General features: G+C 72.9%; 14 protein-coding genes. 4 read left to right on the top strand and 10 right to left on the bottom strand.

What is annotated here, in order from left to right; translation table 11 throughout:
• The first annotated feature begins 8 nt into the window (after positions 1–8).
• On the top strand, positions 9–1,721 hold the full coding sequence (locus JW592_RS24400) for a DUF885 domain-containing protein (RefSeq protein WP_209267359.1): 1,713 nt from the start codon (positions 9–11) through the stop codon (positions 1,719–1,721).
• 92 nt (positions 1,722–1,813) lie between these two features.
• Here the strand turns inward: JW592_RS24400 and JW592_RS24395 are convergent, their stop codons facing one another.
• The 3 genes from JW592_RS24395 to JW592_RS24385 form a co-directional block, all read right to left on the bottom strand.
• Positions 1,814–5,047 carry an AAA family ATPase gene (locus JW592_RS24395; RefSeq protein WP_209267358.1) on the bottom strand — a complete coding sequence of 1,078 codons (3,234 nt, stop codon included), beginning with the start codon at positions 5,045–5,047 and terminating at the stop codon, positions 1,814–1,816.
• On the bottom strand, positions 5,044–6,324 hold the full coding sequence (locus tag JW592_RS24390; protein WP_209267357.1) for an exonuclease SbcCD subunit D: 1,281 nt from the start codon (positions 6,322–6,324) through the stop codon (positions 5,044–5,046). Before JW592_RS24390 ends, JW592_RS24395 begins: the two co-directional genes overlap by 4 nt.
• 86 nt (positions 6,325–6,410) lie before the next feature.
• A complete protein-coding gene (locus JW592_RS24385) occupies positions 6,411–7,106 on the bottom strand; it encodes a YigZ family protein (protein ID WP_229376726.1) in 696 nt (231 codons plus the stop codon).
• A 98-nt stretch (positions 7,107–7,204) separates the two neighbouring features.
• Here JW592_RS24385 and JW592_RS24380 point away from each other — a divergent pair, with 98 nt between their 5' ends.
• Complete coding sequence (locus JW592_RS24380) at positions 7,205–7,612, top strand: CoA-binding protein (protein ID WP_209267356.1); 408 nt, start codon at positions 7,205–7,207, stop codon at positions 7,610–7,612.
• 134 nt (positions 7,613–7,746) lie between these two features.
• On the opposite strand, the gene JW592_RS24375 is transcribed toward JW592_RS24380, so the two are convergent.
• Both JW592_RS24375 and JW592_RS24370 read right to left on the bottom strand, forming a co-directional pair.
• Complete coding sequence (locus JW592_RS24375) at positions 7,747–8,307, bottom strand: YbaK/EbsC family protein (RefSeq protein WP_209267355.1); 561 nt, start codon at positions 8,305–8,307, stop codon at positions 7,747–7,749.
• 31 nt (positions 8,308–8,338) lie between these two features.
• A complete protein-coding gene (locus tag JW592_RS24370; RefSeq protein ID WP_209267354.1) occupies positions 8,339–8,926 on the bottom strand; it encodes a helix-turn-helix domain-containing protein in 588 nt (195 codons plus the stop codon).
• 89 nt (positions 8,927–9,015) lie between these two features.
• Here JW592_RS24370 and JW592_RS24365 point away from each other — a divergent pair, with 89 nt between their 5' ends.
• Entirely contained in the window at positions 9,016–9,888 is an 873-nt protein-coding gene (locus JW592_RS24365; protein ID WP_209267353.1) for a DMT family transporter, read from the top strand.
• A 12-nt stretch (positions 9,889–9,900) separates the two neighbouring features.
• Here the strand turns inward: JW592_RS24365 and JW592_RS24360 are convergent, their stop codons facing one another.
• The 4 genes from JW592_RS24360 to JW592_RS24345 all read right to left on the bottom strand — a co-directional run bounded on the left by JW592_RS24360 (position 9,901) and on the right by JW592_RS24345 (position 12,606).
• Positions 9,901–10,716, bottom strand: a complete 816-nt coding sequence (locus JW592_RS24360; protein ID WP_209267422.1) for an acyltransferase — start codon at positions 10,714–10,716, stop codon at positions 9,901–9,903.
• A gap of 71 nt (positions 10,717–10,787) precedes the next feature.
• Positions 10,788–11,336, bottom strand: coding sequence for a gamma carbonic anhydrase family protein (locus JW592_RS24355; protein ID WP_209267352.1), 549 nt, complete (start codon positions 11,334–11,336; stop codon positions 10,788–10,790).
• Positions 11,337–11,380: 44 nt separating this feature from the next.
• Entirely contained in the window at positions 11,381–12,037 is a 657-nt protein-coding gene (locus tag JW592_RS24350; protein ID WP_209267351.1) for a DedA family protein, read from the bottom strand.
• Between the two features lie 113 nt (positions 12,038–12,150).
• Complete coding sequence (locus JW592_RS24345; RefSeq protein ID WP_209267350.1) at positions 12,151–12,606, bottom strand: DUF4442 domain-containing protein; 456 nt, start codon at positions 12,604–12,606, stop codon at positions 12,151–12,153.
• 136 nt (positions 12,607–12,742) lie between these two features.
• Between JW592_RS24345 and JW592_RS24340 the strand changes: the two genes are divergently transcribed.
• Positions 12,743–13,828 (top strand): DUF1720 domain-containing protein, encoded by a 1,086-nt coding sequence (locus JW592_RS24340; protein WP_209267349.1) that lies wholly within the window; start codon positions 12,743–12,745, stop codon positions 13,826–13,828.
• Between the two features lie 41 nt (positions 13,829–13,869).
• On the opposite strand, the gene JW592_RS24335 is transcribed toward JW592_RS24340, so the two are convergent.
• Positions 13,870–14,730 (bottom strand): spermidine synthase, encoded by an 861-nt coding sequence (locus JW592_RS24335; RefSeq protein WP_307805527.1) that lies wholly within the window; start codon positions 14,728–14,730, stop codon positions 13,870–13,872.
• Positions 14,731–14,758 lie beyond the last annotated feature (28 nt).

Raw genomic sequence — 14,758 nt, 5'->3', positions numbered from 1 at the left:
TGGGGCCCATGTCCGATTCGATCAACACAGCGACCACCGGCTCCCTGCCCCGTCAGGTGGCCGACACCTACGTCGACGCGCTCGTCGAACTCGACCCGATCGCCGGCACCTACCTCGGGGTGCCCGAGAGCCACAGCAAGCTGCCCGACTTCTCTCCCGAGGGCCAGGAGGCGATCGCAGCGCTGAGCCGCGCCACCCTGGCGGAGCTGGCCGCGGCCGAGGCGCGGCCCGGCGGCGACCACGACGAGGAGCGGCGCTGCGCGCGGCTGCTGCGCGAGCGGCTGACCGCCGAGCTGGCCATCCACGAGGCCGGCGAGGGACTGCGCGCCCTCAGCAACATCAGCTCGCCGCTCCACTCGGTGCGTGGCATCTTCACCGTGATGCCCACCGAGACGGAAGAGGACTGGAAGGCGGTCGCCGACCGGATGCGGGCCATGCCCCTCGCCTTCGACGGCTACCGCGCCTCCCTCGCCGAGGGGCTCTCGCGCGGTCTGTACACCGGACCTCGGCAGGTCTCCACCGTGCTGGGGCAACTGGCGCAGTGGCTGGGCGAGAAGGACTCGGACGACGACCGCGGCTGGTTCGCACAGTTCGCCGGCGGTTGTCCCGACGCGCTGCGCGCCGAGCTCGGCGAGGCCGCCGCCGAAGCCACCCGCGCCGTCGCGGAGATCCGCGACTGGCTGCGGGACGTGTACGCACCGGGCATCGTCGGCGCCCCGGAGACGGTGGGCCGTGAGCGGTACGCGCGCTGGGCGCGCTACTGGAACGGCGCCGACCTCGACCTGGAAGAGGCATACCGCTACGGCTGGGAGGAGTTCCACCGGCTGCTCGACGAGATGCGCACCGAGGCGGCGAAGATCCTGCCCGGCGCGAAGACCCCCTGGGAGGCGCTGCGCCACCTGGACACGCACGGCGAGGCCATCGAGGGCGTCGAGGCGGTGCGCGAGTGGCTCCAGGGACTGATGGACGAGGCCATCTCCGAGCTGGACGGCACCCACTTCGAGCTGGCCGAGCCGGTGCGCCGGGTGGAGGCCATGATCGCCCCGCCCGGCAGCGCGGCGGCCCCGTACTACACCCAGCCGTCGCTGGACTTCTCCCGGCCGGGCCGCACCTGGCTGCCCACCATGGGCGAGACCCGGTTCCCCGTCTACGACCTGGTCACCACCTGGTACCACGAGGGCGTGCCGGGACACCATCTGCAGCTGGCGCAGTGGACGTACGTCGCCGACAAGCTCTCGCGCTACCAGACGACCGTCGGCATGGTCAGCGCCAACGCCGAGGGCTGGGCCCTGTACGCCGAGCGGCTCATGGACGAGCTGGGCTTCCTGACCACCCCGGAGCGGCGGCTGGGCTACCTGGACGCCCAGATGATGCGCTCCACCCGGGTGATCGTCGACATCGGCATGCACCTGGAGCTGGAGATCCCGGCCGACTCCCCCTTCCACCCCGGTGAACGCTGGACACCTCAGCTGGCACAGGAGTTCTTCGGTATGCACAGCGGCCGGCCCGCGGACTTCGTGGAGAGCGAGCTGGTGCGCTACCTGGGCATTCCGGGCCAGGCGATCGGCTACAAGCTGGGCGAGCGGGCCTGGCTCGAGGGCCGCGACGCGGCGCGGCGCGAGCGCGGCGCCGCCTTCGATGCCAAGGCGTGGCACATGGCAGCGCTCTCGCTGGGTTCGCTGGGACTGGACGACCTGGTCGCGGAGTTGTCGGTGCTGTGAGCTGACGCTCTTCCCGCTCTGTGACGGTGCCGGATTCGCCCTGGGCCGGGGCGGGTCCGGCACCGCCGGACGGGTGCGTCGGGGGGCGGACGTCAGACATCCGCCGGGGTGGTGTGGTGGCGCAATGTGGAGCCGGACCGTGACTTGACGACCTCCAATTGTGCGGGCACCCGCTGCCGCAGGTCCGTCACATGGCTGACGATGCCCACACAGCGGTCCCTCTCGCGCAGCGAGTCCAGCACGTCCAGCACCTCGTCCAGCGTCTGCTCGTCCAAGGTGCCGAAGCCCTCGTCGATGAACAGGGTCTCCAGCCGGGTGCCGCCTGCCTCCTCGGTCACCACGTCGGCCAGGCCGAGGGCGAGAGCCAACGAGGCGAAGAAGGTCTCGCCGCCGGAAAGTGTGGCGGTGTCCCGCTCGGCGCCGGTCCAGGCGTCCACCACATGCAGCCCGAGCCCGGATCTGCCCCGCCCCGAGGCCCGTTCGTCGGAGTGCACCAGCGTGTAGCGGCCGCCGGACATCCGGGCGAGGCGCGTGGATGCCGCAGCGGCCACCTGTTCGAGCCGCGCTGCCAGCACATACGACTCCAGGCGCATCCGGCGCTCGTTCTCGGCCGAGGTGCCTGCCGCGAGACCGGCGAGGCGGGCGATACGGTCGTAGGCCGTACGCAGTGGAGCCAGCCTGCGGGCGCGGTCGGTGGCGCGCGCACCCAGCCCGTCCAACGCCTCGACCCGGGCGCGCGCGGCGTGGTGTTCGGCGTCCGCCGCGCGCAGCCGCCCTTCGGCGGCCTCCGCAGCGGCCTGCGCCCGCTCCGGGTCCGCCGGGGGCCTGGCGGCCGCCGCCGCGAGCACGGGGTCGGCCAACTCCTCGCGGACGGCCGCCTCTTCGGCCCGCAGTTGCTCCAGCAGGCTACGCAGCCGATGCTGCTCGGACTCGGGCAGTACGGCCCGCTCGGCTTCTTCGGGCGTGCTGAACCCCGCCCGGTCGGCGGCCTCGGCCAGCTGCTCCGCCGCCTCGGTGAGCCGGTCGGCGGCGCGGGCCGCCGCGTGGCCGGCCTCCGCCGCCTGGGACAGCAGTCCGACGCGGCGCTCCAGCTCCGCGAAGCGGGCCGCGACGCTGGGTGCTTCGCCCCGGGCCCGCGTCAGCCGCTCGGTGAGGGCGGCCAGTTCACGCTGGAGCGCGTCCCGAGTGGAGGTGCCGGCCGCGAGGCGGCGCTCGGCTTCCTGGCGCGCCGCCTGCCGCTCGGTGTACTCGCGCTCGGCGACCGCCAGTTCCTCCTCCGCTTCGCGGATGCCGGACGCCTGGGCACGGGCCTGCGCGTGCTCCCGCTCCAGCGAGGCGACGGCGTCCGCGAGGGCCTCGGTGCTCGGGGGCCCTTCCGCTTCCGCGCCCTCGCCGACGGCGGCTCCCTCGCTGTCGGCTTCTCCCTCGGTCACGGCTTCCGTCCGGCCGCCTGCCGCTTCCTCCTCGGCAGCGGCGTGGTTCTCGCGGAGCGCGGCGAGCCGCTGTTCGGCCGACTGGCGGCGCTCCACCGCCTGTTGGGAGACGGTGAGCGCTGCCTCTTCGGCCGCGCGGTCCACGTGGCCGGGCTCCTCGCGGGCGGGGTCCGGATGGGAGGTGGAGCCGCAGACCGCGCAGGGCTCGCCTTCGGTCAGGTTCGCGGCGAGTTCGGCCGCGACACCGCGCAGCCGCTGCTCGCGCACGGCGAGCCAGCGCTCCTTGGCCTCGGCTGCCTCGTCGCGGGCGCCCCGCAGGTTCTCCACGGCTGCCTCGATCTCGCCGGCGAGCTGGTCACGGCGGCGCGCGGCCTGGAGACGGGCGCGGGCCGGGTGGAGCCGGCCACCGAGGTGCTCGGCGCGGAGAGCGGCGTCCCGGGCCTCCTCGATACGGCGTTCGAGTGCGGGCCGCCGCTCCTCCCAGCCCGCGAGCCACTCCCCCGCCTCGCGCAGCACCTCCTCGTCGGCCCTGGACTCGGCGTCCAAGCGGCGCAGTTCGGTCTCGATCCCGGCGGCTCGCGGCTCCTCCTCGCGGGCGGCGCACAGTGCGCCCAGCTCTTGGCGCAGCTCACGCTCGAACTCCGCCAGCTGCTCGGGCGCTGCCCCCGCCAGGGTCCCGGGCAGACGGGCACGTGCTTCCCGCTCGGCCTCCTGGGCGCGGGAGTGTCCGTCGTGTGCCGCGCGACGCAGGTGGAGTGCGGGGGCCACGGCCTCGGCGGACTGCGCCCGCTCCAGCTGTCGCCGCAGCGCCTCACGCTCCCCTGCCCTGGCCGCCAGCTCGTCGGCGCGCTGCCGGGCGCGGGCGAACCGCTGCTGCTCGCGGGCCAGTTCGCGGGCCGCCTCCAGTTCCCCCGCAGCGGCCCCGTGCCGCTCGTGGGCGGTCTCGGCGGCGAGCGCGGCGCACGTGAGGCGCTCACGGGCGTACGAGCGGGCCTGCGCGGCCCAGATCAGCACCGTGTCGGCGAGGCCGGGGTCGCCGGGAGCGAGCCCGGCGCGCCCGGGGGCCTTGGGCTGCTGGGCACGCGAGCCACCGCGTCGCGCGCCGCGCCCGCCCGCGCGGGCACCGGCCGCCGGGGCGGTGCGCTGGCTCGGGAGCGGGTCCGGGAACGGGTCCGCTTCGGAGGCGTCCGTGGGACCTCCGGCCAGCTCCGGCGGGTCCCCGACCGCCTGCCGCATCCGGTGGGCGAGGCCCAGCAGTTCCTCGTCGGCGGTGGCGACCTCCTGCTGCGCGCCCTTGCGCATCCGCGCCAGCTCTTCCTCCACCGCGGCGAACCTGCCGGTGTCGAAGAGGCGTCCCAGCAGCTTGGCGCGGTCCTCGGCGCCGGAGCGCAGGAATCGTGCGAAGTCGCCCTGCGGCAGCAGGACCACCTGGCAGAACTGGTCCTTGCTCATGCCGAGCGCCTGCTTGATCTCCTCCCCGGTCTCCTGGTGCGAGCGGCTGAGGCCGTGCCACTGGCCGGTCGCCGGGTCCCAGGCGCGCAGTTCGCAGCGGGCCCGTTCGCGGGTGAGGCCGGTGCCGCGGGCCTTGGGTCGGAGCTGTTCCGGAGCGCGGGTCAGCTCCAGGCGCCGGCCGGCGACGGTGAGTTCCAGGACGACCTCGGTACGGGTGCGCGGGTCGGCGTGGTCGCTGCGCAGGGTGCCGCCCGGCTGCTGGCGGGCGCCGGGTACGCCGCCGTAGAGGGCGAAGCAGACGGCGTCCAGCACGGAGGTCTTGCCCGCGCCGGTGGGACCGTGCAGCAGGAACAGCCCGGCCGAGCAGAGGGCGTCGAAGTCGACGGTGTGGGTGCCGCTGAACGGGCCGAAGGCGGTGAGGGTGAGCCTGTGGAGCCTCATCGGGCCACCTCGCGGTGGCCTTCGCGCGCCGCTGGGCCATTGCCCGTACCGGCGTGTTGCCCGGATGTATGCGGCCCGGCTGCGGGTCCCGTACGGGACACGGCGGGCGAGTCGTCCGGCTCGGTCGCCTCCGCGACCCGCACCGCCTCCAGCGCCTGGCCCAGCATGTCGCGTTCCTCGGGCGCGGCCCGCCTGCCGGGGCGTACATGACCGACGAAGTCCTCGGCGATCTGCCGGTCGGTACGGCCCTTGAGCCGTACGGCATAGGAGCGCCCGTCGTCGGTCTCCTCCCGCTCCGGTGCGAAGACGAGACTGACGGTGTGCGGGAAGCGCTTGGTCAGCCGCGCCATCGGGTCGTGCGGGCGCGCTGCGTCGGTGAGGGTGGCCTCCACCCAGGCTTCCGTGTGCTGCTCGTACGCCGGGTCCTCCAGGAGTTCCCGGAGTGTGCCGCGCAGCCGGGCGAGTGCGCGTGGCACGGGGCAGTGCAGCCGCTCCGCGGCGAGTTCCCCTGCGGGGCCGAGGTCGACCAGCCACATGGACTTGGGGTGCCCGGCCTCGGAGAAGGAGTAGGCGAGGGGCGTGCCGGAGTAACGCACCCGTTCGGTGATGCTCTGACAGTTGTGCAGGTGGCCGAGGGCCACGTAGTCGACGCCGTCGAAGACGGAGGCGGGCACCGAGGCCACCCCGCCGACGGTGATGTCCCGTTCGCTGTCGGAGACTTCGGCGCCGGTGACGAAGGCGTGCGCCAGGACGACGGAGCGGGTGCCGGCGGGCCTGGTGGCCAGGTCGGCGCGGACCCGGTCCATCGCGGCGCGGAGCACCGCCGGGTGCCCGGTGCCCTCGGCGCCGAGCGTCTGCCGCACCAGCGACGGCTCCAGATAGGGCAGCCCGTAGACGGCGACCTGGCCGCCGGAGTCGGCGCCGTCGAGCAGCACGGGTGTGCCGCACTCGCGTGGGTCGGTGCGCAGATGGACGCCCGCGCGGCCCAGCAGCTTCGAGCCGACGCCCAGGCGGCGTGCCGAGTCGTGGTTGCCGGAGATCATCACGGTGGGCACGCCGAGGTCCGCGAGGCGGTTCAGCACCTGGTCGAACATCTCGACGGCGGCGAGGGAGGGGACGGCACGGTCGTAGATGTCGCCGGAGACCAGGACGGCGTCCACCGCGCGCTCCTCGACGGTGGCCACCAGGTGGTCGAGAAAGGCGCGCTGGGCATCGAGGAGGGTCACGCGGTGGAAGCTCCGGCCCAGATGCCAGTCCGAGGTGTGCAGCAGACGCATGGTCAACGACCTTAAGCCCCAGCACTGACAGCGCGTGCCGGCCCCTGGCAGCACGCGCAGCGCACGGGCGGGCCGGCCGCGCTCGCTCAGCCGGTGCCGAACGCCTCGCCGCCCACCTCGAGGCGCGCGGTCCCCGCTGTGGCGTCGGCCAGTCGGCCAGGGAAGCCGGCGAGATCGGCGTCGGGGAGCTGGAGCTCGATGCTGACCTCGGCGCCGTACCGCACGTCCCGCACCTGGTGTCCGGCAGCCCGCAGCTCGTTCTCCAGCCGCCCGGCACGTTCGTGCCCGACGGTGACGGTCACCACCCGGTAGCGCCGCCGGGTGACGGTCCCGATGGCGTCCAGCGCCTCGCCCACCGCGCCGCCGTACGCCCGGATCAGACCGCCGGCGCCCAGCTTGACGCCACCGAAGTAGCGGGTGACGACCGCGACGGCGTAGCGAACCTCGCGGCGCAGCAACATCTGGAGCATCGGCACGCCCGCGGTGCCGCCCGGCTCGCCGTCGTCGTTCGCCTTCTGGACGCTCGCGTCGGCGCCGATGACGTAGGCCGAGCAGTTGTGGTTGGCGCCGGGGTGCTGCTTGCGGACGCGGGCGATGAACTCCTGCGCCGCGGCCTCCGTGGCGGCCGGTGCCAGGGCGCACAGGAAGCGGGAGCGGTTGACCTCGGTCTCGTGCACGCCCTCCGCCGCCACGGTGAGGTACGCGGCCGGCCCGTCGGGCCGCTCCTGCTGTGCGTGCTGGTCGTGCTGGTCGTGCTGGTCGTGCTGGTCGTGCTGCATCATGCCAGCCTATGGCCGCACACTGCGGGAATCGCCACGGGGTGCGCACCGTTGTGCGGGGGTGTGCGCCCGCCGTGGGCCTGCTGACGGAGGAGAGAGCGATGTACGGCGATTCCGGGACGGTACGCAGGATTCTCACCGAGCTGGGTGACACCTGGGCGGTGGTGGGACTCTCCGGCAACACCGCGCGGCCCGCGCACGGGGTGGCCGAGGTGCTCCAGCGCTACGGGAAGCGGGTCGTGCCCGTCCATCCCAAGGCGGAGACGGTGCACGGCGAGCGCGGCTACCCGAGCCTGGCGGACATCCCCTTCCCGGTGGACGTCGTGGACGTCTTCGTCAACTCCGAGCTGGCGGGCCGGGTGGCCGACGAGGCGGCGGCGGTCGGCGCCAAGGCCGTGTGGTTCCAGCTCGGAGTGGTGGACGAGGCGGCGTACGAGCGCACCAGGGCTGCCGGTCTGGCGATGGTGATGGACCGCTGTCCGGCCATCGAAATCCCCCGGCTGGGATGAGTGCCGGTGCGCTGGCGTCCGCCGGAGGCCGAGGCGATGTACCGGTCCTTCGGCTTCGCCGAGCACTCCGTCCCCTTGTCCCTGGATGTGAGCACCCTGGATGTTGCCCGGCCTCCCCGGGCCTGAGCACCGAGCTAGCCGCGCACTCCCAGCCCCTCCACGATCTCGGCACCGGGGAGCGTCGCGAGCGCCTTGCCGGGGACGATGAGCTTGCCCCTGCGGCTGCCGCTGCCGATCAGCACCCAGGGCAGCGCCGCCACTTCGGCGTCCAGCAGCAGCGGCCAGCCGGCGGGCAGCCCGATGGGGGTGATGCCGCCGTACTCCATGCCCGTCTCGCCGACGGCGGTCTGGTGCGGTGCGAAGGACACCGTCCGGGCACCGAGGCCGCGGCGCACCGCCCCGTTGACGTCCACCCGGCAGGACGAGAGGACCACGCACCCGGCGAGGGTGCGCACTCCGCCCTGTTTGGCGGCCACCACGACGCAGTTGGCCGACGTCTCCAGCAGGTCCTGGCCGTAGGTCTCCAGGAAGACGGCCGTGTCGGCCTTCTCCGCTTCGGTGTCGACGTGGAGCAACTGGTCGACGGGAACGGGGCCTTCCCAGTCGCGCACGGCGGCGGCGACAGGAGCGGCCAGCTGATCCAGCAGCTCGGCGGCCGGACGGGCGTTGTCGAAGTTTCCGATGGGCGCTCGCATACCGGCAGCCTAGCCAGCCGCCGCCGCGGGGTCAGCGCGGTTCGGGGACCGAGACGGCCATGGTCATCTCGACGTCTTCCGTTCCGTCGTTGCGGTAGCCGTGCGGTACGTGCGACTCGAAGCAGGCGGAGGTGCCGGCCGGGACCGTGTAGGTGTCACCGTCCACCTCCAGGGTGAGCGTGCCGGCGGTGACGTGGACGAGTTCGGTGGTGCCGATGGGGTGCGGGTCGGAGCTGCTGGCGTCGCCCGGCACCAGCTTCCAGTGCCACAGCTCCAGCGGACCGGGCGCCTCGGTGCCCGCGAGCAGCGTGCTGTGGCTGCCCGCCTCGGTGGCCCACAGCCGTACGGCCTGCTCCGGGGGGACCAGCCGGACCTGTGGCTCCTGGTCGAAGTCGAGCAGCGAGGTGATGCTGACCCCGAGCGCGTCGCCGATCTTGACGACGGTGCCGACGCTGGGGTTGGTGCGGGCCTGTTCGATCTGGATGAGCATGCCCCGGCTGACTCCCGCCCGCGCGGCGAGCGCGTCGAGGGTGAAGCCGCGCTCGGCCCGCAGGTGTTTGAGATTGCGGGCCAGGGCCTGCGTGAGGTGGTCGAGGTCCGTCACTGTGTTCGGCACCATCCAAAATATTAGATTGCAGAGTGCATTTCCGTGAACTACGGTGTGGTGGACTTGAGCGTTCACCACACTGTACTGCGAGGGATTCCGCCATGACCGCTGTCTTCGCCCTGGCCACCAGTCTGCTGTGGGGGCTGGCCGACTTCGGCGGCGGGCTGCTCAGCAAGCGGCTGCGCGAGCTGACCGTGGTGCTCGTCTCCCAGGGCGCGGCCTGCCTGGTACTCGGCGTCATCGTGCTGTCCACGGGCGCCTGGAGCGCGCTGGACGCCCGCCTGCTGTGGTGCGCGGTGGCGGCCGGGGCCATCGGACCGGTGTCCATGCTCTGCTTCTACCGGGCACTGGCCATCGGCCCGATGGGCGTGGTGTCCCCCGTCGCCACTCTCGGCAGCGTGGCCGTACCGGTCGCCGTCGGCATGGTGCTGCACGGCGAACGGCCCGGCCCTGTGCAGGCGGTGGGCACCCTGGTCGCGGTCGCAGGCGTGGTGCTGGCCGGCGGTGTGGGCGGTGGCGGAGCGCCCGTGCAACAGCGCACCATCCTGCTCACCCTGGTCGCGGCCTTCGGCTTCGGCGCGACGATGAGCCTGGTCGCCGAGGCGTCCACCACGGTCGCGGGGCTCTTCCTGACGCTGTTCGTCCAGCGCGTGGTCAACGTGGTGGTGGGCGGCGGCGCGCTGTACGCCTCGGTGCGGCGCGGCAGCCCCGCGCTCCCCGAGGAGGGGATACGGGCGGTGTGGCGGATGCTGCCCGCGCTGGCCTTCGTGGGTCTCGCCGATGTCGCCGCCAACGGGACATACGCCGTCGCCGCGCAGCACGGCCCGGTCACCGTGGCCGCTGTGCTCGCCTCGCTGTATCCCGTGGTCACCGCGCTGGCCGCCCGGGGCGTTCTGCACGAACGGCTGCGGGCCCTGCAGACAGCGGGTGCCTCACTGGCGCTGCTGGGCACCGTACTGCTCGCCTCCGGCTGACGGCTCCCGCGCTCAGCCACCATCCGCGCCGCCGTCCCGGTCGCCCCGGAAGGTCCCGTCGCCGCCCGGCGAGGTGCCCTTCTCGCCCCTGAGGGTCCCGTCCCGGGGGCCGTGCGGGCGGGGCAGCTCGGCCAGGGCCAGCAGCTCCTGCGGAGTGACACCCTCCGGGACGGGAACGGGCGGCGGGGTGCGCAGCGGCGGCTGCCACCCCTCCTCCGGGTCGAAGCGGCGCACCACCTTGGCCGGGGCACCGGCGACCACCGCGTGGTCCGGCACCTCGCCGCGCACCACGGCGCCGGCCGCGACCACCACATTCCGCCCCAGCGTCGCGCCCGGCAGCACGACGGCGCCCGCACCGATCCAGCTCCCGGAGCCGATCTCGACGGGCGCGGTACGCGGCCACTGCTTGCCGACCGGCTGCGCCGGATCGTCGTAGGAGTGGTTGGTCGAGGTGATGTAGACGTACGGCCCGCAGAACACATCGTCCCCGAGGCTGACCCTGGTGTCCGCGATGACGTGGCTGCCCCGCCCGAGCACCACGCCGTTGCCCAGCCGCAGCACGGTTTCGGGGCCCAGGTCCAGGTCCGGCATCATCCCGGCCGTCAGCGTGACGTCCTGGCCGACGATGCAGTGGTCACCGATCTCGATCCACGGTGTGCCGAAGAGCGTTCCCTGCGGAAAGGCGAGCCGGCTTCCGGTCCCCAGGCGGCGGAACGCGTACGGCCCGGGGCGTTCGGCCGTGACGGCTCCCGCGCGCTGCGCCCGGCGCCAGATGCCGTGCACGGCGCGGGAGGTGAGGGACGAGAACGTGTTCTTGAGGGAGGGCACGCCGTCACCGTAGCGCTCCACCGCTCTCCTGCCGCCATGAAGTTCCTCACGAGTAACCTCGCCGCTGCGGCTCAGGAGGGCGAGGGGCCGGCGGCCGCGGACGCGGCGCGGTGCCGCTCGGCAAGCTCCACATACGTCAGAGCGTTGAAGCGGACGCTCTCGCGCTCCTCGTCGGTCAGCTCGCGCCGCACCTTTCCGGGCACGCCTGCGACCAGCGAGCCGGGCGGTACCACGGTGCCCTGCGGCACCAGGGTCTGCGCGGCGACGAGGGACCCGGCGCCGATCCGGGCGCCGTTGAGGACGGTGGCCCCCATCCCGATCAGCACATCGTCCTCGACGGTGCAGCCGTGCAGCACCGCGTTGTGGCCCACGGTCACGCGGGCGCCGACGGTGACGGGGAAGCCGGGATCGCCGTGCACGGTGCAGTTGTCCTGCACATTGCTCTCCTCGCCCAGCACGATGGGGCCCGCGTCGGCACGCATGACGGCGCCGTACCACAGGCTGGAACCGGCGGCCATGGTGACCTGCCCGGCGATCACGGAGGTCGGGGCGTGGAACGCCGTGGGGTCCAGCCGGGGTTCGTGCCCGCCGACGTTCACGATCAGTCCGCCCTGTGCCACGTCTGTTCTCCTTCTCGGGGTGCTGCTGCCTCAGGGTGCACCCGCTAGTCGGCGGCCGGCGCCGGTGCGGCCTCCACGAGCTCCTCGGTGGCGGCAGCAGCCGCCTTCGCCGCGCGGCGCTTGACGATCACCATGGAGCCCAGCCCGAACAGCAGGGCCACCACCAGTCCGAGCCAGGAGAAGCGCTTGAGCCACGCCTCGGCGACGATGCCGACGTAGTAGATGACGGCGGTCGTGCCTCCGGCCCACAACACTCCGCCCAGCACGTTCGCCGTCAGGAACTTCCAGTACGGCATCCTCAGCACGCCCGCGAGCGGCCCGGCGAAGATCCGCAGCAGGGCGATGAACCGGCCGAAGAAGACCGCCCACATGCCCCACCGCTGGAAGGAGTGTTCCGCGGTGGCCACATGGCTGGGACCGAAGTGCTTGGGGAACTTCCTGCCCAGCCACTCCAGCAGCGGCTTGCCGCCCTTGCGGCCGATGGCGTACCCGATCGAGTCACCCACCACGGCGCCGACGGTGGCGCAGGTGCCCAGGATCAGCGGGTCGATGTGGCCCTGCTGCGAGGCCAGCAGCGCGGAGCTGACCAGGACGATCTCCCCGGGCAGCGGAATCCCCAGGCTCTCCAGCCCGATGACCACCCCCACCAGGAGGTACACGCTGATGGCCGGGACGCTCTCCAGCCACTCCTGGATGTGCAACTGCGGCTTCCTCTCACGTCATCGGGGCATGAGCTGTCATGCCGGCACGCGTCCGGAAGCCTACTCGACCGCGCCTCGGCCCGTGCCGAGGCCCGGGGCCGCTCCGTGCGGGGTCAGTCGTTGGGCCGCAGGGTCCACACGATGGTCATCTCGCTGGTGACGGCACCGTCGGGGCGAGCGAGCGCGACCTTGACCGGGAACTCCGGGCGCTGTCCGCTGTCGAGCTCGGCGACCACGTCGGCCACCGGACGGCCGAGTTCGGCGGTGGCGGTGACGACGCCCTTGGCGATCTTCTTGAAGTCCATCTCCGCGTGCACCGGGAGCGGAACGGCCCGGGAGAGCTGGTCGGCGAACGCGGCCAGGGTGATCGCGCCGCTCGCGGATTCGGCGAGGGTGAACATCGCTCCGGCGTGCGGGCCGCCGACGTGGTTGTGGTACTCGCTCTGGTCGGGCAGCGAGACGACGACCCGCTCCGGCGAGGTCTCCAGGTACTCCAGGTTGAGCGTGCGGGCCATGGGCACGGAGGCCCTCATCAGCTCGCCGATGTCCGGCTGCGACTGTGTGGTCATGGTCGCACGTTACCACCGAGTAACCGATGCCGGGAGGGGCGCTCTTTCGCACTCCTGGCCCATTCATGTAGCGGGTGCGTACCGATCGGTGGGCGGCCGTGGCCGCCATGGACAGCGCACCATAGGGTTATCAGCCATGTGGCCAGGACAGCAGCAGCCCGGGGGCGAGCAGAACCCGCAGCAGCCGAACCCGTATCAACAGCCCGGCTACGGGCAGCCGAACCCGTACCAGCAGCCCGGTTACGGACAACCGCCGTCAGGTCAGCAGCCCGGCTACGGGCAGCCGCCGGCCGGCCAGCCGTCCGGTTACGGGCAGCAGGGCACCCCGCCGTACCCCTACGGCCAGCAGCCGGGCGGTCCCGGCCAGTCGGGCCAGTGGGGTCCGGGGAGCATGCCCGGCGGCCCGCAGTCGCCCAAGGGCGGCGGAGGCGGCGGCAAGAAGAAGACGATCGTGATCTCGATCGTCGCCGCTGTGGCGGTGATCGCGGCGACGGTGGCCGGTGTCATCGTACTGGGGGGTGACGACTCGGGCGGCAAGAAGAACGAAGCCGACAAGTCCGCCTCGCCCTCGGTGAAGACGAAACCGGAGAAGAGCAAGAAGGGCGAACCGGGCGGCGGCGGGGCCTCCAAGGACCCGTCGGACCCGGTGATCGCCGGGTGGCAGACCGTCATCAACCCCAAGTGGTACTCCGCCTTCGACGTCCCCGACACCAAGGACTGGACGCTCGCGAGCCAGGGAACCATCACCGGCTTCGAGAACGACAAGGGCAAGGTCCTGGTCGCCATGTCCGCGCCCGCCTACTACAAGGACAACTGGTGCAAGGAGTCCACCCGCGCCGCCGTCGGCACCAAGGGCGGGCAGGGCTCCAAGAACACCAAGGAGGCGGCCAAGATCGCGGCGGGCAACTTCGCGATAGCCGGCTACGACCAGAAGCAGAAGGGCACCCTCAAGGTCTCCAAGCCCAAGCCGTTCGAGAACAAGCACGGCATCAAGGGCCACACCGCCACCGCCAAGATCACCGGAGCGCCCAAGGCGGACAAGTGCTCCACCAGCGCGGGCAAGGTCGTCACCGTCTCCTGGATCAACTCCAACGGTGACCTGGCGATCTGGGTGCTCTACACCGACGCGGGCGTCAAGGACGAACTCTCGGACGCCACCATCAAGAAGATCATGGGCAGCCTCCGCACCTACGACGGCGGCGGGGACGAGCCCCGCGGCTGACCCGGCACCGCTCCGCGCGGTCCAGGCCAGGGACGGCGCCCTCAGCCGATGCTGAAGGCGCCGTCCGGCGGTTCGGGGGACGGTACGGCATCACCGTCGTCGACCGGCCGCACGCCGCGCGTGAAACGCTCCAGCGCGGCGCCGCGCTCGACCCGCGCCGGGAACGGGTCGGCCGAGCAGCGGCGGGCCAGCTCGGACAACGGCTGCTCGTCGTGCGAGGCGAGCAGCAGGATGTTGCCGAACCGCCGCCCGCGCAGCACCGCAGGCTCGGCCACGAGCGCGAGCTGCTCGAAGACAGCGGCGGCCGTGGCCAGTTGCGAGGCGAGGAAGGAGAACGGCGCGGCGTCGGCCAGGTTGGCCACATAGCTCCCACCTGGCCGCAGCACCCTGGCCGCCTCCCGCACGTACGGCAGCGTGGTCAGATGTGCCGGGACCCGCGATCCGCCGTAGACGTCGGACAGCAGCACATCAGCGCTCCCGTCCGGTGCGGACTCCAGCAGCGCCCTTCCGTCCACCGCCTCCACCTCGATCCCGGCCCCCTCGGGGAGCGGCAGGTGTTCGACGACGAACGCGGTCAGCTCCGCGTCCGGCTCGGCCACCCGCTGCCGGGAGCCCGGCCGGGTCGCCGCGAGGTAGCGGGGAAGCGTGAGCGCTCCCCCGCCCAGGTGCAGCACGTCCAGCGGCGCTCCGTGCGGCGCCGTCACATCCAGCAGGTGACCGACCCGGCGCGCGTACTCGAACTCCAGGTGCTCGGGAGCGTCGAGATCGACGTACGACTGCGGGGCTCCGTCCAGGGTCATCAGCCACGCCCGCTCGCGGTCGATGTCCGGCAGCAGTTTGGCGGTGCCGCCCGCGACGGCTCGGATGCGGGGTATCTGCTCCCCGTCGGCGTCGGTGTCCACGGCTCCATTGTGCGGCCCGTTCGAGGGC

This window comes from Streptomyces spirodelae (assembly GCF_017676385.1).
GTDB classification, from domain to species: domain Bacteria; phylum Actinomycetota; class Actinomycetes; order Streptomycetales; family Streptomycetaceae; genus Streptomyces; species Streptomyces spirodelae.
This window is presented reverse-complemented; position numbering and strand designations above follow the sequence as displayed.